General features: G+C 43.2%; 20 protein-coding genes and 1 tRNA gene. 8 read left to right on the forward strand and 13 right to left on the reverse strand.

The features are described from left to right. Positions 1 to 59 precede the first annotated feature (59 nt). The 10 genes from G496_RS0101175 to G496_RS0101220 all read right to left on the reverse strand — a co-directional run bounded on the left by G496_RS0101175 (position 60) and on the right by G496_RS0101220 (position 10361). A tRNA-Ile gene (locus G496_RS0101175) sits at positions 60 to 135 on the reverse strand. A 106-nt stretch (positions 136 to 241) separates the two neighbouring features. Beyond that, positions 242 to 748: a D-glycero-beta-D-manno-heptose 1-phosphate adenylyltransferase gene (gene rfaE2 / locus G496_RS0101180; protein WP_027177657.1), complete on the reverse strand. Its 507-nt coding sequence runs from the start codon at positions 746 to 748 to the stop codon at positions 242 to 244. 78 nt (positions 749 to 826) lie between these two features. Next, entirely contained in the window at positions 827 to 1597 is a 771-nt protein-coding gene (locus G496_RS0101185; RefSeq protein WP_034631976.1) for a YkgJ family cysteine cluster protein, read from the reverse strand. 106 nt (positions 1598 to 1703) lie between these two features. Next, complete coding sequence (locus G496_RS0101190) at positions 1704 to 3362, reverse strand: glycosyltransferase family A protein (protein WP_034631998.1); 1659 nt, start codon at positions 3360 to 3362, stop codon at positions 1704 to 1706. 80 nt (positions 3363 to 3442) lie between these two features. After that, positions 3443 to 4003 carry an RNA 2',3'-cyclic phosphodiesterase gene (gene thpR / locus G496_RS0101195; RefSeq protein ID WP_027177660.1) on the reverse strand — a complete coding sequence of 187 codons (561 nt, stop codon included), beginning with the start codon at positions 4001 to 4003 and terminating at the stop codon, positions 3443 to 3445. 150 nt (positions 4004 to 4153) lie between these two features. Beyond that, positions 4154 to 4624, reverse strand: a complete 471-nt coding sequence (locus tag G496_RS0101200; RefSeq protein ID WP_027177661.1) for a CinA family protein — start codon at positions 4622 to 4624, stop codon at positions 4154 to 4156. 50 nt (positions 4625 to 4674) lie between these two features. Next, positions 4675 to 6753, reverse strand: coding sequence for a glycosyltransferase (locus tag G496_RS0101205; protein ID WP_027177662.1), 2079 nt, complete (start codon positions 6751 to 6753; stop codon positions 4675 to 4677). 63 nt (positions 6754 to 6816) lie between these two features. Further along, positions 6817 to 8598 carry an amino acid ABC transporter permease gene (locus tag G496_RS0101210; RefSeq protein WP_027177663.1) on the reverse strand — a complete coding sequence of 594 codons (1782 nt, stop codon included), beginning with the start codon at positions 8596 to 8598 and terminating at the stop codon, positions 6817 to 6819. Positions 8599 to 8711: 113 nt separating this feature from the next. Further along, positions 8712 to 9533: an ABC transporter substrate-binding protein gene (locus tag G496_RS0101215; RefSeq protein WP_027177664.1), complete on the reverse strand. Its 822-nt coding sequence runs from the start codon at positions 9531 to 9533 to the stop codon at positions 8712 to 8714. Positions 9534 to 9632: 99 nt separating this feature from the next. Continuing rightward, positions 9633 to 10361: an amino acid ABC transporter ATP-binding protein gene (locus G496_RS0101220; RefSeq protein ID WP_027177665.1), complete on the reverse strand. Its 729-nt coding sequence runs from the start codon at positions 10359 to 10361 to the stop codon at positions 9633 to 9635. A gap of 290 nt (positions 10362 to 10651) precedes the next feature. Here G496_RS0101220 and G496_RS0101225 point away from each other — a divergent pair, with 290 nt between their 5' ends. Next, positions 10652 to 12085, forward strand: a complete 1434-nt coding sequence (locus tag G496_RS0101225; RefSeq protein WP_027177666.1) for a sigma-54-dependent transcriptional regulator — start codon at positions 10652 to 10654, stop codon at positions 12083 to 12085. A 137-nt stretch (positions 12086 to 12222) separates the two neighbouring features. On the opposite strand, the gene serS is transcribed toward G496_RS0101225, so the two are convergent. Beyond that, a complete protein-coding gene (gene serS / locus G496_RS0101230; protein ID WP_027177667.1) occupies positions 12223 to 13500 on the reverse strand; it encodes a serine--tRNA ligase in 1278 nt (425 codons plus the stop codon). Between the two features lie 91 nt (positions 13501 to 13591). Further along, the gene (locus G496_RS18450; RefSeq protein ID WP_051294751.1) at positions 13592 to 13936 is read right to left on the reverse strand and encodes a hypothetical protein; all 345 of its coding nucleotides are present in this window, start codon (positions 13934 to 13936) and stop codon (positions 13592 to 13594) included. Positions 13937 to 14170: 234 nt separating this feature from the next. Here G496_RS18450 and G496_RS0101240 point away from each other — a divergent pair, with 234 nt between their 5' ends. Continuing rightward, positions 14171 to 14665: a rubrerythrin family protein gene (locus G496_RS0101240; RefSeq protein ID WP_027177668.1), complete on the forward strand. Its 495-nt coding sequence runs from the start codon at positions 14171 to 14173 to the stop codon at positions 14663 to 14665. Positions 14666 to 14937: 272 nt separating this feature from the next. On the opposite strand, the gene G496_RS0101245 is transcribed toward G496_RS0101240, so the two are convergent. After that, entirely contained in the window at positions 14938 to 15420 is a 483-nt protein-coding gene (locus G496_RS0101245) for a flagellar assembly protein FliX (RefSeq protein ID WP_245577842.1), read from the reverse strand. A gap of 309 nt (positions 15421 to 15729) precedes the next feature. On the opposite strand from G496_RS0101245, the gene G496_RS0101250 reads away from it, so the two are divergent. The 6 genes from G496_RS0101250 to G496_RS0101275 all read left to right on the forward strand — a co-directional run bounded on the left by G496_RS0101250 (position 15730) and on the right by G496_RS0101275 (position 21734). Beyond that, positions 15730 to 16170, forward strand: a complete 441-nt coding sequence (locus tag G496_RS0101250) for a universal stress protein (RefSeq protein ID WP_027177670.1) — start codon at positions 15730 to 15732, stop codon at positions 16168 to 16170. Between the two features lie 322 nt (positions 16171 to 16492). After that, positions 16493 to 17593 carry a histidinol-phosphate transaminase gene (gene hisC, locus G496_RS0101255; RefSeq protein WP_027177671.1) on the forward strand — a complete coding sequence of 367 codons (1101 nt, stop codon included), beginning with the start codon at positions 16493 to 16495 and terminating at the stop codon, positions 17591 to 17593. Next, a complete protein-coding gene (cmk, locus tag G496_RS0101260; RefSeq protein WP_027177672.1) occupies positions 17586 to 18254 on the forward strand; it encodes a (d)CMP kinase in 669 nt (222 codons plus the stop codon). The genes hisC and cmk overlap by 8 nt, the downstream gene beginning before the upstream one ends. Before the next feature lie 221 nt (positions 18255 to 18475). Next, a complete protein-coding gene (locus tag G496_RS0101265) occupies positions 18476 to 20908 on the forward strand; it encodes a methyl-accepting chemotaxis protein (RefSeq protein WP_027177673.1) in 2433 nt (810 codons plus the stop codon). Between the two features lie 240 nt (positions 20909 to 21148). Further along, entirely contained in the window at positions 21149 to 21427 is a 279-nt protein-coding gene (locus G496_RS20795) for a hypothetical protein (RefSeq protein ID WP_027177674.1), read from the forward strand. Then, complete coding sequence (locus tag G496_RS0101275) at positions 21396 to 21734, forward strand: helix-turn-helix domain-containing protein (RefSeq protein WP_027177675.1); 339 nt, start codon at positions 21396 to 21398, stop codon at positions 21732 to 21734. Before G496_RS20795 ends, G496_RS0101275 begins: the two co-directional genes overlap by 32 nt. The last annotated feature ends 47 nt before the right edge of the window (positions 21735 to 21781 follow it).

Consider the following 21781-nt stretch of genomic DNA (forward strand, 5'->3'; position numbering starts at 1 on the left):
AAATTTTTCTGCTGGAACACTTCAGAACTGTCTTTTATATGCAACAGCATTGTGTTTAATGGTGGGCCAACCAGGATTCGAACCTGGGACCATCCGGTTATGAGCCGGGGGCTCTACCAACTGAGCTATTGGCCCGTCAAATCAAGTGAGCTGAATCTAGTACCTAGAGATCGAAGCCTTGTCAAGTTCAGCACACATAAAAACCAAAAAAAAGTTCAATATCCCTGCAATTCAATAAAAGCTAACGGATATCTTCTTCATGAATACGTTTTAGAAGACCTGTTGTGGAATATCCCGGCAGGAATGGAAGGCTAAGCACCTTTCCGCCGTTTTCCTCCACGATATCACGCCCGACAATATTATCCACACTCCAGTCGCCGCCTTTAACCAGTATATCCGGCCTGACAGAGGATATCAGGTTGTACGGAGTGTCCTCATCGAAGAGAATTACATAATCTATTACGCCAAGTCCCGCCAGCACAAAAGCACGGTGCCGCTCGGAATTTACAGGGCGTTTGCTCCCTTTAATCGACCGCACAGAGGTATCACTATTAAGCCCGAGAACAAGGATATCCCCCTGTTTCGCAGCGCGAGTCAGCAGATCAACATGACCGGCGTGCAGAATATCAAAGCAGCCGTTGGTGAAAACGACTCTGGTTCCCGGCGAAAAAGATCCGCGCAGCAATCCGAATTCTGAGTCTGTAACTATCTTCGGACTGTCTAATTCAAAATTCGGCTTATCGCTCAAAGTCTCTCCAACAAATTAATTTAACTGCGGCTGCACTTTTCCGGGAGATATTCCTCTCCATTAAAGCCAGTCAGCAGACTATTTTTTCGGACTTAAATTTTCACACTCACCAGTGACAACCAGCTCAATCCAGTTCAGCGCAAAATCAAGACACTTTTCATCATCTTCATAAATAGCGTTCTGTTCGGCTTCACTGACATCAAGCCTTGAAAAAACATTCATGTCTTTGATGAAATTTTTAAAATTGTCAATCTGGAAAAGGGCCAGAAAGGCCATGTTCAGCTGGCGGTCATCAAGAGCCCGGCCCATACGTCTTACTTTAGTCATCAGGCGCATGTAGCGGTCATTTACTTCATTGTATTTTTCAAGGCCCTGATCCTTCAACCATTCAGTGCTGGTCCACTCTTTAGTCTCTTTAAAACCGTTACAATGGGGTTCTTTAACAATAAAAAACTGCTCAATAACATTACCGTCATCGTCAAGGCGTGAAGCCCTGCCAAGGGGGTATGTTCTGCATGCTCCGGGTCTGTTCAGGTATACAGAGCAACCGGAATCCCGCACAAACGGGCAACTGCGTTTGCGGTTATCAAGCATGCGCAGACGAACCATAGGAAATCCTGTTTCCGGAGTACGTGAAATTTCGAGATGAGTGTTAACAAATTTTTTACTGTCCATGCCAAGAGATGTACGCAGGCGCAGAACATCATAAGGAGTCATCATCAGATTCAGATCACCGCAGCAGGCATTAAAACAGGAAATACCGGGGTGACAGGAAAAAGCAAAAGTTTTGCCGGCTTCAAGCTCGGGCAGACTGTCCAGAAAATCTTCACTTGCGTCATGCTCAGACATCAAATCCTCCTGAATCAAACGGTTTACCAGCCCTAATACAGTAGGATTTAAAACCGCATCCAATTTATATATATTAAAAATTATTCACCTTAAGACATGCTCCGCCTCAGGCGATTACTCCCTGACGGCATAAAAAATCAAGCTTTGTCCGCAGGTCGTCACGCAGAATTTTTTCTTCTTCTGCCATGATCTTTAAAATTTCACTTCTGGGATGCATTGCCTGCATCTTATATTTATTGCCTATGGCATTGCTTTCCTGCTTTGCGGAAAGCCGGCTCGCATTTCCGGTATTCTTTCGGTGCAGAATCCGCAGATGTCCCTGATACACAGGCCACTCTTCTTGCAGACAGAGCCTGATATCGTGTTCCATATCATCATACTGGGATGGAGAAAGGAACAGGGAAAACCCTCCATTGTCAAGCAGCCTTGAAGTTTTGAAAAGGTGGCAGCAGCCTGTTACGGAAGAACAGGGGCGCATAAAATTAAAATTTCCGGAATCAAGCCCCTGATGATGAAGATCAGAAACTTTAAAAGGATTAGGACTTATTTCACCGAGATTATATTCAGGACCGTCACCTTCGCTTCCTTCCGGCTGAACCAGATGGAGATCGACAGACTGCATAATCCGTGGCGCAGAAAAATCAACAACCCGGCAGCCCCACGCTCCGGCATCAGGATAATTTTCAACAGCAGCTGCAAAATAATGGAGCCAGTTTTCAGGAACTTCTACATCATCATCAAGATATAATACATATTCACTTGCTTTGACTTCAGCAGTGGTCATCAGCCAGTTTCTGGCTGCGGCGGCTCCTATATTAACAGGAAGATCAATCCTCTTAAGCCGCGAAGAAAAAGAATCCTGCCACTTGTCTATGACGCATGAGGAAGAATCAGTGGAACCATTATCAAGGATAATAATACGGGCATTACCAAGATCAGATTTGAAAAGTGACCGAAAAGTGGCGTCCAGTTCTTCGGCCTTGTTGTATGAATAAAGCAGAATAACCAAATTTTCAGGAACAGACGGCAGACGGTTATCTATTCCTTTTACTATATCGTGCAAGCGCAGGAGTTCACTTGTTCTCCACGGTTGGGCAGAAACGGTTTCCCCAAGAATGGATACAGCCTTTTCCTTTTCTCCAAGTTTCAGGAAAACCGAAGCCGCAAGACTGCAAAAGTTAAACAGGCCAAAACTTTTTCCACTTTCTATAAGCAGATTTAAAGCCTGATCATTATCCTCTTCCAAAAAAGCGAACCAGCTCCGCATAGCGTTCCATACCGGGAGCATACTTTTTTTTAGCGGTTTCAGCACGGCAGATGCAAAGTCATAATCGCCTCTAAAAGCAGCATGTATAAGCCCCTGCTGAATCCAGAAAAAATTTCCACTGTCTTTTTCAATATTAGAGATGAGGTAAGAACCTATTTTATCAAAATCACGTCTACCGGCGAGACGCATAAAATAAGAAAGATTTTCAGGACGCTTCCAGTGCTCAGCTACATTTTTTATGCAGACGGCCATATCATCAGGCAAAAGAGCTAAAAGCCCGTCCACTGACATTAGCGTGGCAGCTATCCTTCCATCGACAGGGGAAGCACACCATGCTGCCGACAGCAACTCAACAGCAAGGTTTGAATCATGATCAAGACTGCGCAGACCGGCTTCAAGCAGATGATTTCCACCTACAGAGCCCAGCAGCAGTTTTCTACAGGCCGGATTGACTGACTCATTTATATACTTAAAAATTTCTGGCTGAACAGAACTCATATAGCTCTCCTGATAAATCTTATCCGAGAGCTATATCATTTATGCCTGAGGTGTAAAAGCTGCATGCAACGCAGCAGTTATCAGCTAAGATCAAAGCGCTTCAGCTCAGTGTAAACCGGACCGGACGGAGTCAGTTCACTTTGGTAAAGGCAAAAATATTCTGCCAAGTAAACCGGAAGAGTTTCAACACTGAACGGACGGACTAGATTTTCCCAGTTTTCTCCTGAAAAAGATCTCACTCTGGCCAGAGTCACGTGGGCATTAAAATTCTTTCTTTCCAGAATCTCTTCCTCATTTTTAAGGGCTTCCTGCAAAGCTACTGCCAGCTGTTTAACACTATCTTTGCCTTGCGCTATACCCGCCCAGACAACTCTTGGCTGCTTTAAAAAAGGGAAGCCGGATATGCCGGACAAACTGACATTAAAAGAAGAAAATTCAAGATTTTTTGCATAGGAAATATATTTTTCAAGCTCAGCCTCAGTAAGATTACCAAGAAAGCGGAGAGTGATATGCATATTTTCAGGTTTCACCCATGAGACTTTCGAAGTGACATTCTCTTTCAGGGAATTCTGAACGTCACCAAAGCGGCTCTTCCATTCGTCAGGAAGCGGGATAGCGAAGAATGTTCTTATTTTTTTCATATAATTTCAACAAGTAAAGAAGGTTATGAACATCTTGTTTAAAACTAAAAAAGACCTCACTCAGTACCATGAAGCCTACAATGAAAAATAAGAACTGAAAAGGGTCTATCCGGAAAAATAAACACTCAGAGCATAAAATCTATGCCAACTTTACAGAAGCTGATCTCTCAGAGTTTCAAGCACATACTCAAGACTCTGCTTTTTAACTGCAGCCCGGTCTCCACTAAAAAGGCACTTGCGGGCAAAAGTTTTGTCTCCGATATGCCAGCCCATCCAGACTGTTCCAACAGGTTTTTCAGCAGAGCCACCTGTAGGACCTGCAACGCCCGAAAGAGATATTCCCACCTGTGTTCCGAGCTTTTTGCTTACACCGTCAGCCATCTCCAGAACGGTCTCTTCACTGACCGCACCATGGTCAATCAGGGTCTTTTCCGAAACATCAAGCATAGCCATTTTTATCTCGTTGGAATAAGCGACAATTGCACCGCTGAACCAGCGCGAACTGCCGGAAACATCAGTCAGTGTTGCAGCAACGAGACCACCGGTGCATGACTCGGCAGTAGACATAGTCCATCCTTTGGAGACAAGCAGTTCACCAATTTCAGAAACGAGCTTTTCCATTCGATTATACCGCCCTTTTAAATTTAGTTTAAAAGCTATTTATAACCGTACTACTTATTGTTGATAAGACTTTCAATATCAAGATCAGGAATAATCGGTTTGTCACCCGGTTTTGAACTGTAGATATGAAGCAGATTCATGGCCTTGGATGCGGTGTCCAGACGCTCCCTGACAATTTTACGATTTATTCTGCCCATCTTTTGGCGCAATTCAGGATCATTTATCAACCTGAGAATCTTTTCAGAAAGTGACTTATCATCTTCAACCGGACAGATGAAGCCGTTAACCCCGTCTTTAACCAGTTCAGATGTCCCGCCGGCATCAGTACAGACAGCGGCAAGACCGGCATTGAAAGCCTCTATAAGGGTATTCGGCATACTCTCCTGCCGTGAACTCATTACATATATGTGCGCACGTCCAAGAATTTCTGTAACTTTTTCGTGGGCCACAAAACCAGGAAATTCTATTCTTTCAAGAGCTTCGGCTGAGACAAAAGGCTTCAGCACATTTTTATCTCCAACACCTACAGCTATAAAACGGATATTTTCGCAATCTGCCATTTTCAGCAACCGTTCCACACATTTTGCAAAAACATCAGCTCCTTTTGCATGTCCGCCATTACCTGCATAAACAACTGTCACGGCTGAATTTCTATCATATGCGACATCTTCGGCAGCAAATGAATTAAAAGCAATATGGACTCTTTTTTCGGGGACAAAACTTTTGCGCAGAACTTGGCGACATTTTTCAGAATTGCTGATGTACCCGTTACCTATCAAAGCAAATAACGGAGCAAGAGGATTGGGTTTATAGATAACTCCTCTATTGAAAAATGCCTTGAATTTAAATCCGGAAGCCAGACACAAACATTTTGCAACACAAACAGCTTTTACCGCACGGTTGTGGAATGTGTGAACAACATCAACTCCTGCATCCTGTATCAGTTCAGCAAGAATAAGCCCTGCCCCGAGAAAATTTTTGAAATTTTCAAGTGTGACGACTTCAACTCCAATTTTTTGGAGTTCAGGAGCAAGGGCGGCACCAGGAGGGAGCACGGCCATAACCTCAACTCCGCTGGAAATCATAGCCGCGGCACTGTTCACAAGCTGACGGCTTCCACCTGAATTTTTACCGGAGTCGGTTATATAAAGGACTTTGCTGATATCATTTTTCTTATTAAAAAATTTAAAGCACAGCCGGGCTGAGATTTCGTGAGAATACATGTTCAGACGTTTCTTTATCCAGTCTGCCTTTTTCTGACGCCCCACCCCGATCCTGTTTATACGCATGGGGTTTGTGCCGAAAACATTGGCCGTGCGTTCAAGGGTAAATGTTCCCTGATATCCGCACTGGGCCGCAACGGACATGGAAAGATTATCAAAATGTCCCCATGGCCAGCAGAGAAACTGAACACTCTGTCCATTAATTTTTTTGGCAACTTCATACGAGCGTGAAAATTCATCACGGCAGAATTCACGTCTTTCTTCATCACTGCGTCTTTTAAAAGAGACCCGTCCATCCTCAAAAACAGGCCAGAAACCATTGTAAGCATAGGCACTACCGGCCCTGTATACCGGCACTCCGCTTATTTTTTCACCGTAAACAGCCCATGCAGACCAGTGACTTTTTTCACTGAAATCATTCCTGTTTCTCATATCGGTAAAACAGGGCTGGTGTCGGCAGGTATGCGAATAGACTTCCATTCCCTTATCATGGACAAGGGCCTTCAACTCATCCTCATTCATAAACTGCGAATAATCTTTTTTCGAAAAAGCATTTATAAATGAATTACGGACAGACATTAAAGCCGGGAACTGAGACATGCTCCTCACGGGACCCGGAACTATAAAATCAGTACAGGCAAAAAAGATCCCGGTCATTCCCCTTTCCTGTAAAAGAGGAACAGCGTGAATCCAATTGCTTATATGGCAGTCATCAAAGGTAAGAACAACATATTTGCCATCAACGGGCCTTCTGCCCATGCAGATTTCATAAAGATGCCGTGCGGTAATGGTGCGGTAGCCCATCTCAAGCATGGCATCGAGGTGTGAGGCAAAAACTTCAGGGCTATGCCCGTCTTCTTTACAAACAGCATGATAACAAAATACCGGGACACTTCTTCCAGGCATCAGAACTCTCCGAACGCGTTATTAGTATCGTTCCCAGCCTTTAAAACAGGGAACGATTAAAGTTTACATTTGCAGGCGGAAAGTATCGGTGGACAACTTCCGCTCAAGGCGTCTTGCCACGATGCTCATAAGGTAGCAACAGATAAAATACAATGCTGCGATAGTTGTGTAAATTTCAAAAGGATAAATCATGAGCCTGTTATTTATACCCTGAGCAACAAAGGTAAGCTCAAGAACACCAATAACATAAGCAAGGGAAGAGTCTTTAAAAATTGTGATAAACTGGCCGACAATAGCAGGAAGCATCTGTTTGAGAGCCTGAGGAATGATAATTTTCCTCATGGTCTGAAAATAGGTGAGACCAGTACTTGCAGCAGCTTCAAACTGTCCCACGGGAAGGTTCTGAATACCGCTTCGCACAATTTCACCAAGATATGCACCGGTAAAAATAGTCAGAGCTATGGTCGCACTCCAGAAAACATCGAGATAAGTATCGGTTAAAATAGGCACAAAGAAATATACCCAGAAAATAACCATAATCAGGGGGTTTCCTCGGATAATTTCAATATACAGAGTGCTTGGGATAAGAAAGAGTTTGTTCTTTGATGTTCTGGCAACGCCCACAACCAGACCTATGATGAAGCTGACCACGATGGCAATAATCGACATCAAGATTGAATATGACAATCCACCGAGTCCCCATAAAACCTCATTGGGGCCACCGTTAGGAAATCTCCAGATCAGCAGAGTCATGAAGTTGTCACGAATTACTCCGAAATTAAAATGGGAAATGCCGATTCCGGCTGCAATTATTACCGAAGCAATAAAGATAATGAAAACAGCCTTCCAGATAAAAGAGAAAACTTTTGCAGTAGTATGCAGTACAGCTCTGCGCATGGCCTGAGTGCGGGTAAGGTTGAAGTCTTCCTGCCTTTTGCGAAAAAACTTTCGGCTGGCTTTGGAACAGAGGGAAAAAATAGATGTAACAGGCCAGAAAAAAGCATCCGCTATCAGATGTTTAGTAGTTTTAAGCTGCTGCGGTATAATCTGCATCTTAAAGTTAACAAGATTCAAAATGCCCGCGATAATAAGAGAAAGACTGAGATAGAGAACTGTTGCTGCGGTTGTCGCTTCGAACCCTTTAAAAGTGAGAGATTCTATCTGCTGTGAAGACCAGCAGAGTTCCGCCACGCCAACAACCATGGCCAGCGAAGAGTTTTTCATGTTATTTAGAAATTCACTTCCAAGCGGGGGGATAATTGATCTGAAGGCAAGGGGGAGGATAATTTTTGTCAGGGTCTGAAAAGGGCTTAAGCCGGAGGAATAAGATGCTTCCAGAAGCCCTTTGGGGATAGACTGAATACCCGCTCTTATGATTTCAGCCATGAACGAACTCGTATAGATACCCAGTCCGACTGTTGCTGCTATCATTTCATAATTACGATCGAACAGAAAATCTCGAGCCGCTTCAGGCAGTCCGACAGGCAGTGCAAAATACCAGAAAAAGAGCTGTACCAGCAGAGGTGTGTTTCTGAAAAATTCGACATAGCAGGTGCTGAACCAGTTCACAGGCTTAAACTGCGAAAGTCTTCCAAGACCGAAAACAATTCCAAGGCCAAGGGCTATGATGGAACTTAAAATTGTTATGATTATGGTTTTCTGCAGCCCTGTTAAAAGCATTTTACCGAAAACCTGACCATAAGTAGCGTTCTTGGTAAAAAGAACTGACCAGTCAAACTTATAACCGAAGTTGAACACCCAGCCGAAATAATAAATAAAGGCTCCGGCGATTACGGCCAGACAAAGGTATTGAAACCACTCTTTTTCAAGATATCTATTGATCATTGTTGGAATGCTTCTTTAATAGCTCTGCCCTTCAAACGGGCATTTATTTTAAGGACAAAAACGGGCCCGCCCTGCGGACCCGTTTTATAATTCTCAATTTTGTAAAATACAGCCTAAGGCCACATTTCAATCTTTTCAGTAAGCGGGAAGTAGTACTTGGTGTCAGGACCGTACCATTTGTTGTAAAGTTCTTTGTAGGTTCCGTCTTTCCACATATCCTGAATAGTGAAGTTGATCAGATCGCGCCATGCGGAATCATCCTGAGGAAGACCAATACCGTAAGGTTCGTTGGAGAAGAAATCACCAACGAGTTCATACTTTCCGGGAACCTGAGCTGCATATCCAAGAAGAATTGTGGAGTCTGTGGACCATGCATCTACACGACCCATCTGGAGAGCCTGAAAGCATTCGGGTTCTTTCTGGAAGGAAATAACTTTAGGAGCTTTGTCACCAAGGCTCAGCAGAAGATTTTTAACATTGATTTCAGAAGTTGTGCCCTGCTGAACAGCAACTCTTTTGCCTACAAAGTCTTTGAGGCTGTGGAATTTGCCTTTAGGAGCAAGCATTTTCTGACCATCAAAGAAATAAGTAATTGAAAAATCGATGGATTTGTCACGTTCACGCTTGTGGGTCATGTTGGAAAGAGACATGTCAATGCGACCGGTCTGAAGGAAGCTGATACGGGTCTTGTTGTTTACAGGAACCATTTCAATTTTGCATCCGAGACGTTTTGCAATTTCTTTTGCGATATCAACGTCAAGACCAACCCATTCTTTCTTTTCGTTGTAGAAACCACCGGGAATAGAGTCGGTCATGAGACCGGCACGTACAACTTTTTCCTTCATAACTTTGTCATAAGTAGCACCAGCCACTGCGCTCGCGGCAACACTCAGAACAAGAGCGGCTGCAAGACCAAGCATCATCAACTTCTTCATTTCATCCTCCTGCGGAATAAACAGTTTTGTATATAAAGATACCAAAAACAAAAAACAGCTTTTTATTATATAATGATAAAAACGCTGCTGATTTTCATATCAATGAGCAAGAATCTTGCTGAGGAACAGTTTGGAACGCTCATGCTGCGGGTTTTTGAAAAATTCGTCAGGTGTGTTTTCTTCAATAAGTGTTCCCTCGTCCATAAAAAGAACCCTGTCGGCAACTTCTCTGGCAAACCCCATTTCGTGAGTTACGCATACCATAGTCATGCCTTCTCTAGCCAATGCTTTCATTACATCCAGAACCTCGTTAATCATTTCCGGATCGAGTGCGGAAGTTGGCTCATCAAAAAGCATGATATGCGGACGCATTGCAAGACCGCGGGCTATGGCCACACGCTGCTGCTGCCCTCCGGACAACTGGGCGGGATAGAAACCGGCTTTATCAGGGATATTAACTTTTGAAAGCAGTTCCATGGCGAGCTCATTTGCTTCTTTGGTTCTCATTCCTCTAACCATGGTTGGAGCCAGAGTAATATTTTCCAGAACTGTCATATGGGGATAAAGATTGAACTGCTGAAAAACAAATCCTATCTCAGCTCTTAACAAAGGAAGGTTGACCCTCGGGCCGTTAACATCTGTTCCCTCAACTTCGATTATCCCTTCCTGAATAGGCTCAAGCCTGTTAATGCAACGAATCATTGTACTTTTACCAGAACCTGAAGGTCCGCACACAACTACAACTTCGCCCTGTTTAATATGAAGATTCAGTTCCCTCAGCGCATGGTATTCGCCGTAAAACTTATTTACACCTTTAAATTTTATCACTTTTGTAAAATCCCCTAAAAATGTTCGTTACTTGGTGGTGCCTAATTACCAAAACGATACTTTTTGGGCAAGTCGATGTAAAATCAACCTTTTTAAAGATGTTTTTTTGTTATGAGTCATTTTATAACCGTATTTTTAACAAAAGAGTAAATTTAAGCCAATTTTTTACACGTTTCTAACAGCACCTTATTTTAATATATTTCGCTACTCGTAAAAAAAAGCCAAAACATTACGCTTTTAACAATTTTAGATGGTTGAAAAGGTTGCCACTTAGATATATGAAGTTAGTCATGCCTGAGAATACTCTATTATTCATAGCTGATCCCCAGTCTGTCACTTCGGTTTTTTCCCCGCTCAAAGAAGCCGGGTTTGAAGCCGGACTTGCCGACAACCTGAACGGTGCTATAAATTTCATAAAAAAATCAAATCCGTGTCTAATCTTTACCAGACCGATAATGCAGGGATACTCAGCCCAGGCACTTCTTGCCGAGGCGGTGAATATTGAAAATTTCCCGCCGGTAATCATCTTCTCCCGCAACGGCTCTGCCGATGAAGCCCAGAAATTTATGGAGCTTGGGGCCAGAGATTACTGGCTTGAGCCGCTCTCGTGGGAAAAAATCAAGTTGATGCTCCCTGAAAAAAGAGCCTCAGAACCGGATTCGAGCGCAGAGCATAAAAGCAGCTCCCCACAACCCAGCAAGGGAACTCAGGGCAAATTTCAGATAATTGGAAAACATCCTGCGGTACTCAGGGTTCTTGCCCTTGCCAAGCAAGTGGCGAAATCCAAAGCAACAGTTCTTATTTCCGGGGAATCAGGAACCGGTAAAGAAATGTTCGCCCGTTTCCTGCACCACCATTCGGATAGAATTGATAAACCCTTTGTAGCTATAAACTGTGCCGCCCTGCCGGAGCACCTCCTTGAATCAGAACTTTTCGGCCATGAAAAAGGCGCTTTCACCGGTGCAATAAGCCGTAAGCTCGGCAAATTTGAGCTGGCTTCAGGTGGAACAATACTGCTCGATGAAATCACTGAAATGGACATGGGATTGCAGGCAAAACTGCTCAGAGTTCTTCAGGAAGGGCAGATAGACCGGGTCGGTGGAGTTGAAACTACAAATGTAGATGTCCGTATTCTGGCAACTACCAACCGCGACCTTGAAGAAACAGTAAAAGAAGGAAAATTCAGGCAGGACCTCTACTACCGCCTGAATGTTATTCCACTCAAGCTCCCTCCACTCTGCAAACGTGGTGAGGATGTGATGCTGCTGGCTAAATTTTTTGTGGACCGCTACTGCTCCGATTACGGTCTGAGTCCTCTCGAATTTTCAGCTGAGGCTAAAAGCTGGATGCTCGGTTACGAATGGCCGGGAAACGTTCGTGAACTTCAGAACCTTATGGAAAGGGCTGTTCTTCTCGCCGGAGCAGGGCCAATTATGCCCATGCATTTCCTTAATGACCCGGAAGCATGGATGCCGGAATCCGAGGCGACTTCTGTTTTACAGGATGGAGCTGTTTCCGGAACAGAATCACAGATTTCAGGGCAGGCACAATTTTCACCGTCATCAGGAGTCATCCCCATCGCCGAGATGGAAAAACAACTGATAATTCAAAGCCTCGACCAGACCTCCGGCAACAGAACAAAAGCCGCAGAATTGCTGGGAATATCTGTCAGAACCTTACGGAACAAGCTTAACGATTACAAAAAAGACGGGCTTGAGCTATAAAACACATCTTTTATAAAGCTATAAACAAAATGGCTGGGTGCAGATCTGCATCCAGCCATTTTTTTATTATCTGATCTCAAGCAGCTAAAACTTAAGGAATTCCGTTAAACACGGACCAATTATCAAACCCTGCTGTTCTATTCTGCTGTGATAACTTCCATACCACCCATGTAAGGACGCAAAGCTTCCGGAACAACGATTGAACCGTCTTTCTGCTGATAGTTCTCGACAACGGCAACAAATGTTCTGCCGACAGCAAGGCCGGAACCATTAAGAGTGTGTACAAAAAAGCTTTTCTTACCACTTTTGGGTTTAAAGCGGATGTTGGCACGGCGGGCCTGAAAGTCTCCGCAGTTGGAGCATGAAGATATCTCGCGATACTTATCCTGTCCGGGCAGCCAGACTTCAAGGTCATAGGTCTTTCTGGAAGTGAATCCCATATCTCCGGTGCAGAGGGTAATGACCCTGTAATGCAGATTCAGGCGTTTCAGAATTTCTTCCGCATTGGCTGTCATCTCTTCAAGATCATCAAAAGAATTATCAGGATGTGCAAAGCGCACCATTTCAACTTTATGGAACTGGTGCTGCCTTATCAGGCCTTTGGTATCCTTGCCGTATGAACCGGCTTCCGAACGAAAACAGGGAGTGGGAGCACAATATTTTACGGAAAGATCTTCTTCATCAAGCACTTCATCACGATGCAGATTTGTGAGTGGAACCTCTGCCGTAGGAATCATGAAATAATCAAGTCCTTCTACTTTAAATAGGTCTTCCTCAAATTTAGGAAGCTGGCCTGTTCCAAAAAGTGAATCACGGTTGACGATATAGGGAGGAATAATCTCCTGATAGCCGTGCTCATTTGTCTGAATATCAATCATAAAAGCAGTCAAAGCACGTTCAAGTTTTGCGCCCCATTTTTTAAGGACGGCAAATCTGGCCCCTGTAAGCTTTGCGGCACGTTCAAAATCAACACCACCAAGTTCTACGGCAAGATCCCAGTGTTCACGAGGTGTAAAATCAAATTCAGGTTTTTCTCCCCAGTATCTTTCAACAGGGTTATCATTTTCATCTTTACCCACAGGAACAGATTCATGGGGAATATTAGGTACTGAGGCAAGCCACTTGCTTTCAGCACTTTCAATATCTCTCAGATCTTCATCAAGAGCCTTGATTTTTCCTGAAAGCTCACCCATACGGGATATAATTTCGCTGGCATCTCCGCCTTCGCGTTTAATTTTAGCAATATCACCGGATGTTGAATTGCGTTCAGCCTTTAATGATTCAACTTCCTGCAAAAGCTCTTTGCGCCTGTTGTCAAGCTCACGGAACTCGTTGACATCAAGGTTTGAATTTCTTTTTTCAAGACTGGCTTTAACTTCATCCAGATTATTTTGTACAAACTTCAAATCGAGCATGACTATCTCCTGAGTAAAACTGATTGCTTCTGCATTTAACGAAATAGTTTACATTAATAAAGGGTCAAGCACCTGATAAGGGAGAATTAAATTATGGTTTTTCAACTCCCATGGCCTTGTTTGCCCGGATACAAAGCATATTAATACCGAACCCGACAAATAAAAGTAATGAAATATAACTGTTTTTCCAAACGGCAAACAAAAAAACCGCTACTGCGGCTAACACAAGAACAAACCGTGATATTTTTTTAAAATCCCATTTTTTTGCAATCCAGCTGCGTTCCCACTTAAGACACATTTCAACAAATTTAAATGGCGGTTTTGCTTCCGGAAGCTTAAGACAAGCGGCAATCCAAAAAACTATCCCGGCTAATGAAATAAGGATACTATGATTCCATAAGGCCGTCAGCATTACAATTGACCCAAAAAGCAGCATTATCCAGTTCCAATGGTTCTGGTGTAATTTCCAAAATTTTGTTATCATTTTTTATTATTTTATTTCGGATACTTAAATAATAATTTTATTATTAGTAATAATTATTATTATTTTTTACTTGCATTTTTTTTCTAAGCTGGTAGAACTGTTTTCAACGACGGGGTGAGAGTCACCCTGAACAAATTATTCAAACAAATTTAAACCATTATAATAAAAAATCACAGGAGAAAAATCATGAGCAAGACTCTTCAGAATCTTAAAGACGCTTTCGCAGGTGAATCACAGGCTAACCGTAAATACCTCGCTTTTGCTAAAAAGGCAGAAGACGAAGGACATACACAGGCAGCAAAACTTTTCCGTGCAGCAGCTGAAGCAGAGACAATCCACGCCCATTCACATCTGCGCATGATGAAAGGCATCAACTCCACTGCTGACAACCTCAAGGAAGCCATTGAAGGCGAAACCTATGAGTTCAAAACCATGTACCCTGAGATGATTGAGGATGCAAAGGCTGAAGATGAAAGAGCAGCAGCAAGATATTTCGATTTTGCAAATCAGGCTGAAGAATGCCATGCCAACCTCTACACAAAAGCTCTTGAATCCCTTGAGAAGCCCGAAGAAGTAACCTACTACGTATGCAGCGTTTGCGGTCACATTCACGAAGGAAAACCTGAAGACAAGTGTCCTATCTGTAACGCTCCTGCAAAAAGCTACTTCGAAGTTAAATAATATTTCACTTCACCAGCCACACACCAAGCCCTCCGTGACTATGTTACGGGGGGCTGCTTTTTTAAGTATAACCAAAAATCATATAGAAATTAAGTTGCATGAAGTCATGGGAAATATAATCCTGTGAATTCTGTTTGAGCTCTAAAATGCGAAACCGGACTGCATAATATTATGCAGTCCGGTTTCGCATTTCCTGCCGGGCAAAATAAACTTTCACCATTTACGGCAGGGACCCGGGAGTCACATTCAGACTCCTGAATTGATTCAGGAGCCTAAATGTAATCACCTCTGTTAAATTTCATCTGTTCGGTCACGGCCATAACTTCAACCTCATTGACAATAGCGTCCAGTTCAGGATTTTTCTGGCTCATATCCGGCCAGTTTTTTCTGATCTCCTGAACATCGCTTTGCAGACCTTCAAGAGAACTGTACGCATCTTTGAGGCTTGACTCACCGGAGGATGATAACTGCCCTGCATAATCATCAAGGCGACCCAGAACACCCTCCACTTTGCCGGTCAGTTGCTGTGTATCATTCTCAACAGACTTGACATTTTCAACCATGTTAAGATTCAGCAACGGATTAATGGCCTGAAGACCCGGAACAGAGGTTGCGGTCTGACTTGCCGAAGCCTGAGTCTGTTCCACTTCCTGATCAAGGAATTCCCCGAAGGATGCTCCCTTTACCTTTTTGGTCTTATTGCCCTGTTCCTGCTGTTGCAGGGCATCAACCTGATCTGAACGAATCTTCATCATTTTCTGCTCCTCAGCCTATGGTTTACCTAAAATATGCAAAGAGTCTGCCAAAACCCTTAACAGGAGCTAACATATTGAATTACATATATTAATTTATTTATTAATAAGGAAATATTTTCCTTAAGATGGAAAAACTTTCCTTTCCTGAATCTATTTAATTTAATTACAAGAATAAATCATAAGAAAAGACTTGTCCATCAGCTTAAATTTTCGTTACAATTCCACTCAATTAATGGCGAGCCCTTTAATAAAAAATTTTATTAATTACGATGTATTGCGAACGGATTTGAACTTCAAAGGAGAATCACAATGGTAGAAATAAACAAAATACTTTGTGCGGTGGATTTTTCAGAGCACAGCCCTGTTGTTGCAGAATACGCATCAACACTGGCCAAAACTATGGGAGCTGAAATAATTTGTCTCTACGTCGCTCCATCTCTTGATCAGTATGTAGGATTTCACGTCCCGCCGAGTTCTATTGAAAACTTTGTAGGAGAAATCGTTACCGGAGCTGATTCCACAATGGATACATTCATAACAGAGAATTTCAGCGATGTAACAGTCAGCGGCAAAGTTGTCACAGGCTACGCAGCCGAAGAAATCATCGGCATGGCTCAGGAAGAAAAGGTTGATATGATTATTATGGGAACGCACGGCAGAGTTGGCATTGACCGCATGCTGTTCGGTTCAGTAGCCGAAAAAGTTGTTAAAACTTCCAAGGCTCCTGTTCTGACTGTCCGTCCTGAATAACTATCTGAATTTATCTCCCGGAGTTCCGCCCGTTAAGGGTTCTACAGCAAATGTAAAAAATCGGGACTCCGGGAATTAGCACTGTTCCACAATTTTTATAAACCTCCCGCCTCCATAAAGCTCATCCCGCTAAATTCCCTGTGCTGGCAGCAACAGCAAAACGGCTGTTTCACAATCCTTAACAAAAGAGACTTGTCCTGCCCCATGGAAAACAATCATTTTTTCGGTCATGAACACCGAGACAGGTTGACGCGACTTATCTTAAACTTATAAAGAATTTCTCTCAGCAAATTTCAGTACCAGCAAAAATAAGGATAGCATCATGTCTACAGTTACTGTTCGGCCTGAAGTTATGGCAACCAAACCATACGCTCCGGGACTGACTATTGAAGAAATTAAAGAAAAATACGGTCTTGATACCGTAATCAAACTGGCCAGCAATGAAAATCCTCTTGGAACATCACCTATTGTCCAGAAGACTGTAGCCAAACATGCGGCCAATATATTCAGATATCCACAGAACGGAAATCCACGCCTGAACAAGGCGATCTCCGAAAAAATCGGTGTGGATGAAAAATGTATTATATCCGGTAACGGATCAGATGAAATAATCGACCTGATTATCAGAGTTAAGGCCCAACCGGGAAGAGACGAAGTCATCACCTATGAATCATGCTTCAGCATGTACAGCCTGATGTCCAGACTCTGTGGAATCAAGTTTAAGCAGCTGCAACGCAACGAGAACTTTAAACAACCGGTTCTTGAAATTGCCAGAGCTGCAACAGAAAACACAGCCGCAGTATTCATAACAAGCCCGGATAATCCCACCGGACTAGCCGTAAGCGTTGATGAAATCAGGCAGGCCGCCGAAATAATGCCCAGCGAAACAATTTTTGTTGTAGATGAAGCCTATATAGATTTTGCTTCCCCTGCAGAAAAATACAACATGATCCCTCTACTCAGGGAATTTCCTAATCTGGTACTGACCAGAACCTTTTCAAAGGCCTACGGACTGGCCGGACTGCGTGTAGGTTACGGGATTATGCATGAAGATCTTGCCGACTATATAACCAGAGCCAGAGCTCCATTTACTGTCAACCTCATTGCCGAAGAAGCCGCGATTGCAGCTCTGAATGACGACATTTTTTATAATGAAACTCTGAAAGTGGTTAAAGAAGGAAAACAGCAGATTACCGACGGCCTTGAAAAATTAGGATGCAAGGTACTCCCCTCGCAGTCGAACTTTGTAATGTTCACTCCACCCTGTTCTGCTCAAAAGCTGTTTGAAGAACTGCTTAAAAAAGGCGTAATAGTCCGTTACCTTAAAAGCTTCGGCTATAGTGACTACATCCGTGTAAACATGGGAACAGCCCGTGAGAATGATGTTTTCCTGAAGCAGGCTGCGGAGATCATCAATGGCTGAACCTTTTATCATAACTCTTGACGGCCCGGCAGGAGTCGGCAAGTCCACTCTGGCCAAACGTCTGGCAGAGCATTTCTCCATTGCTTACCTCGATACCGGGGCAATGTTCAGAGCTACTGCGTGGAAACTTGGTGAAGGTTCATGGGACTGGTCGGAAGATAAAATTACAAAGGCTCTCGATGACTTTTCTTTTTCGCTTGCAGGACAGGGCAGTGCATCGATACTAAGCCTCAATAATATCGCTTTAACCGACGATATCCGTACTGAGCAGGTCGGCATGTGGGCCTCCAATGTTGCCAGAGTTACTGTCGTTCGTGATTTTCAAAAGAAAGCACAGCGCGAGATAGGCAGAACAACGTCTCTTGTTGCCGAGGGACGTGACATGGGAACAGTTATTTTTCCTGATGCGGAGTTTAAATTCTTCCTTGATGCCGATCTTGAAGAAAGGGCTCGCAGACGCATGCTGCAACTGGAAGAAATGGGAAAAGAAGCTGACTTAAGCCAGCTGATCTGCCAGATAAAAGAAAGGGATGATCAGGATAGAAACCGTCCGGTGGCACCACTTAAACCTGCTGAGGACGCAATCATCGTTGATACAACCAAACTTGATATTAATGGTGTTTTTGATTGTCTTGTTCAGCACATAAAATCTAAAAGCTGATTGCCCTGTTACAGGATTTAATATTAATGACCGCTGCGATTTCAAATGGCAGCGGTCTTTTTTTAAATCAGACACAAAAATAAAATTATGTAATTTCAAAGACTAACTACGAAATGAAACAATTCTGCCGATACTTAACTTAAACAACACCCCTGTGTCACACATTTGTCACAACTTTATAATTAGATCGCCTCAAAGTCAGACCATGACCGGAGGAAATAATGTCATTAAAGGCGAAACTAATTTCATTCTGCCTGATCATAGGAATTTTTCCACTGCTTGTAATTGGAACAATCAGTGTTGAAACAGCTTCAAAATCTCTTTCAAATCAGGCCTACAGCCAGCTTGAATCCGTAAGGGACAACAAAAAAAAAGCAGTTGAAGATTTATTCAGTAAATGGATAAACGAAGTCACCATATTTTCAGGAGTCAAAGAAGTTTACAACACTGTTGGGCTTGTTCATGAGTATTCCATGGATTACGCTGTTGACGGCAAACCTATGCCTGTAAAAAATGATGAATACAAAGACCTCTATGACTACGCCAAAAAACCATTCGAACCTTTCGTAAAAATTCTCGGCTACGACGATGCAATCCTGATTGATGATTACGGCCGGGTTCTCTTCTCAATGAAACGCAATGCTGATTTGGGTTTGGATCTGAAAAAAGGCAAATACAAAAATTCAAATCTGGCCAAGGTCTGGAAAAAATGTCTCTCCGGCAAAGTCGTTTTTGCCGATTTTGCTCCATACGGTCCGCTTGGCGGAACCCCTGTGGCTTTCATCGGAGCACCGGTTCACTCCCATGCCGGAGATATTCAGGCGGTAGCAGTCTTAAGAATCCCTCTTAAAGACATAAACGAGCTGATGACTCTGCGTTCTGGAATGGGCCGGACCGGGGAATCATATCTTGTCGGTCCGGACTTCAAAATGAGATCAGATTCTGAGCTGCATCCGAAAATCAGATCCGTAGAGCAATCTTTCAAAAACAGCTCGGGTATCGTTAAAAATGAGGCCGTGGAAGCTGCACTATCTGGAAATTCAGGGACCTGCATAACTCAGAATAATGAAAATGAAGAAATACTCACTGCCTATACTCCCGTAAATGCAGGTGGAACAACCTGGGCTCTGATCTCTGAAATCAAAAAAAATGAAGCCTTCGCATCAGTGGATAGATTACGCTTCACAGTTCTCTGCATAGTTCTGGTAACAGCTGTAATTATCGCAATTGTCACCCTTCTCTTCCTTAGAAAGGAAATTCTCACCCCTCTGACAAAAATTGAAGACTTTGTAAGTGCCATAGCCAAGGGGAACTTTAAAACAGAGCTTAAGGGCAGATTTAAAAGTGAGATAAAGAAACTGGCTGACGGCATTCTTGTCATGGTTGAAGAACTGAAGGAAAAACTGGGATTTTCTCAGGGAATACTACGGGGAATGACTGTCCCCTGTCTGGTGGCGGACACCAATTATAATATCACATACCTCAACGAAGAACTCTGCCGGCTTATTGAAGCTGGCAACTCCTGTGAAACATGGATAGGGCGTCCGGTTAAAGAATTGCTACAGGCTCCTCAGGGAGAAAAAGGAATTATAGCCACCTGCCTTGAAACCAAGACACCTGTCCTTAATACTGAGAGGGTCTGGCAGACCAAGCAGGCAAATAAAATTCATGTACGCATAGATGCCGCCCCGCTTTACGATCTTGATAACAGGAGTATCGGAGCCTTCGCCGTCATCATGGATCTCACTGACATCAGGACAAAAGAAGCCAGAATTGAAGACCAGAATAAAACAATGTCCATACTGGCTGCACAGGCTGATGAAATTTCCCACAACCTTTCCATGGGCTCTAAAGAACTATCCAGACAGGTTGAGAGGGTTTCCATAAATACGGACAAACAATCAGAACAGATTGCCAATGCATCAAGTGCAATTACTGAAATGAACCAGACTCTGGTCAGCTCGGCTAAAAACGCTGAAAACGCCGTATCTCAAGCTGAAGAGACAAAAGAAATGGCCGTAGAAGGGATGGCTATTATAAGCAGAACCAAGGAATCCATACATAAATTGCAGAGCCTTTCGGACGAAGTTAAAAGCAATATGCATACTCTGGGATCTCAGGCAGATTCAATCGGAACAATCATAAGTGTCATCAACGATATTGCCGACCAGACCAACCTTCTGGCACTGAATGCCGCAATTGAAGCCGCCCGTGCCGGTGAAAAGGGTCGGGGATTCGCTGTTGTGGCTGATGAAGTGCGAAAGCTTGCTGAAAAAACAATGCAGGCAACCAAGGAAGTAGAGGTTTCAATCAAAAACATTCAGTCATCAGCCAGTGACAACATAAAAAGCACGGATATCACTGTTGAAGCGGTGATTCAGACTCGGGAACTGGTTGATCTCTCGGCAAAGTCGCTTGAAAAAATATCAGAGATGTCACAGGACACCACCACAGAAATACAGACAATTGCTACAGCTACTGAGGAACAGTCATACGCACATGATATGATACATAAGAATATGGAAGAAATAAAAATTATTGCAGGCGACAACCGCTCGGAAATGCGCCAATCCGCAGATGCACTGACAGTGCTGGCCGATACCGCAGCGGAACTGAAAGAGCTCATAGGCAGACTGGGGGCGGACAATAACTAAAGCTGTAAACGATAAGATTGGCAAATTAATAAAGTCCGTGAAAGCTATGCTCTCACGGACTTATATTTTTTTATAGCAGCCGGTGATTAGCAGATCTTAAAAGCTCATCCTGACATAGTAAAGATTCCGACCGCGCTATTCTTATGCTTTTATTAATGAAATGTTTCTGCTCTGCTGAGCACGAAAACCTGTTGACAGTGTACTAATAAATAGTACATTTACTGTATATGAGGTTTAGAAATGTCTTGGAAAGTTGCCATACCCAAAAAAACAGTTAAACAGATTAAAAAGTTACCACAACGGGTTCAAAAAACTCTCACACTATTAGTCACTGAAATTGAAAATTATGGACCGGTTAGAGGTTCATGGCCCAACTATGGCAGACTGACGAGATACACCCACCATTGCCACTTAAAGAAAGGTAATCCAACTTACGTTGCGGTGTGGAGAGAGATGGAAGGAGAAATTAAACTAGTGGAGGTGACCTATGCAGGAACACACGAAAAAGCCCCATACTGACGAAACATTATTTTATGTATCTTGTCCTACCGATAAGGCGCAAAAGGCAAAACACTTCTTAGCAACTCTAGGCTGCCATATAACTGATGATATCGATGCAAAGGACATTTTCCCTGATCGTGATCCGGGAACCCTTTTAGCTGGAGCCAGATATCGCGAAGACCTAACTCAGACTCAGCTATCTGAGGCATCCGGTATTCCAAGGCGTCATATTTCTGAAATGGAGAATGGCAAACGTCCTATCGGTAAAAATAATGCTAAAAAAATCGCTGCTGCTCTGAACATTGATTATAGAATTCTTCTGTAGCTTAATCACTTCTTCTGATAACAACAAAAATCCCCGTCCAACTTTAT

The organism is Maridesulfovibrio bastinii DSM 16055 (assembly GCF_000429985.1).
GTDB classification, from domain to species: Bacteria; Desulfobacterota; Desulfovibrionia; order Desulfovibrionales; family Desulfovibrionaceae; genus Maridesulfovibrio; species Maridesulfovibrio bastinii.

Excerpts from the sequence above, each read along its gene's own strand:
- G496_RS0101275 (WP_027177675.1), top strand. The coding sequence starts at position 21,396 with ATGCAGGAACACACGAAAAAGCCCCATACTGACGAAACATTATTTTAT.
- cmk (WP_027177672.1), top strand. The coding sequence starts at position 17,586 with ATGGCTGAACCTTTTATCATAACTCTTGACGGCCCGGCAGGAGTCGGC.
- G496_RS0101225 (WP_027177666.1), top strand. The coding sequence starts at position 10,652 with ATGCCTGAGAATACTCTATTATTCATAGCTGATCCCCAGTCTGTCACT.
- G496_RS0101205 (WP_027177662.1), bottom strand. The coding sequence starts at position 6,753 with ATGCCTGGAAGAAGTGTCCCGGTATTTTGTTATCATGCTGTTTGTAAA.
- G496_RS0101240 (WP_027177668.1), top strand. The coding sequence starts at position 14,171 with ATGAGCAAGACTCTTCAGAATCTTAAAGACGCTTTCGCAGGTGAATCA.
- G496_RS0101265 (WP_027177673.1), top strand. The coding sequence starts at position 18,476 with ATGTCATTAAAGGCGAAACTAATTTCATTCTGCCTGATCATAGGAATT.
- G496_RS0101215 (WP_027177664.1), bottom strand. The coding sequence starts at position 9,533 with ATGAAGAAGTTGATGATGCTTGGTCTTGCAGCCGCTCTTGTTCTGAGT.
- hisC (WP_027177671.1), top strand. The coding sequence starts at position 16,493 with ATGTCTACAGTTACTGTTCGGCCTGAAGTTATGGCAACCAAACCATAC.
- thpR (WP_027177660.1), bottom strand. The coding sequence starts at position 4,003 with ATGAAAAAAATAAGAACATTCTTCGCTATCCCGCTTCCTGACGAATGG.
- G496_RS0101245 (WP_245577842.1), bottom strand. The coding sequence starts at position 15,420 with ATGATGAAGATTCGTTCAGATCAGGTTGATGCCCTGCAACAGCAGGAA.
- G496_RS20795 (WP_027177674.1), top strand. The coding sequence starts at position 21,149 with ATGTCTTGGAAAGTTGCCATACCCAAAAAAACAGTTAAACAGATTAAA.
- G496_RS0101190 (WP_034631998.1), bottom strand. The coding sequence starts at position 3,362 with ATGAGTTCTGTTCAGCCAGAAATTTTTAAGTATATAAATGAGTCAGTC.
- G496_RS0101200 (WP_027177661.1), bottom strand. The coding sequence starts at position 4,624 with ATGGAAAAGCTCGTTTCTGAAATTGGTGAACTGCTTGTCTCCAAAGGA.
- G496_RS0101185 (WP_034631976.1), bottom strand. The coding sequence starts at position 1,597 with ATGTCTGAGCATGACGCAAGTGAAGATTTTCTGGACAGTCTGCCCGAG.
- G496_RS0101210 (WP_027177663.1), bottom strand. The coding sequence starts at position 8,598 with ATGATCAATAGATATCTTGAAAAAGAGTGGTTTCAATACCTTTGTCTG.
- G496_RS0101250 (WP_027177670.1), top strand. The coding sequence starts at position 15,730 with ATGGTAGAAATAAACAAAATACTTTGTGCGGTGGATTTTTCAGAGCAC.
- serS (WP_027177667.1), bottom strand. The coding sequence starts at position 13,500 with ATGCTCGATTTGAAGTTTGTACAAAATAATCTGGATGAAGTTAAAGCC.
- G496_RS18450 (WP_051294751.1), bottom strand. The coding sequence starts at position 13,936 with ATGCTGCTTTTTGGGTCAATTGTAATGCTGACGGCCTTATGGAATCAT.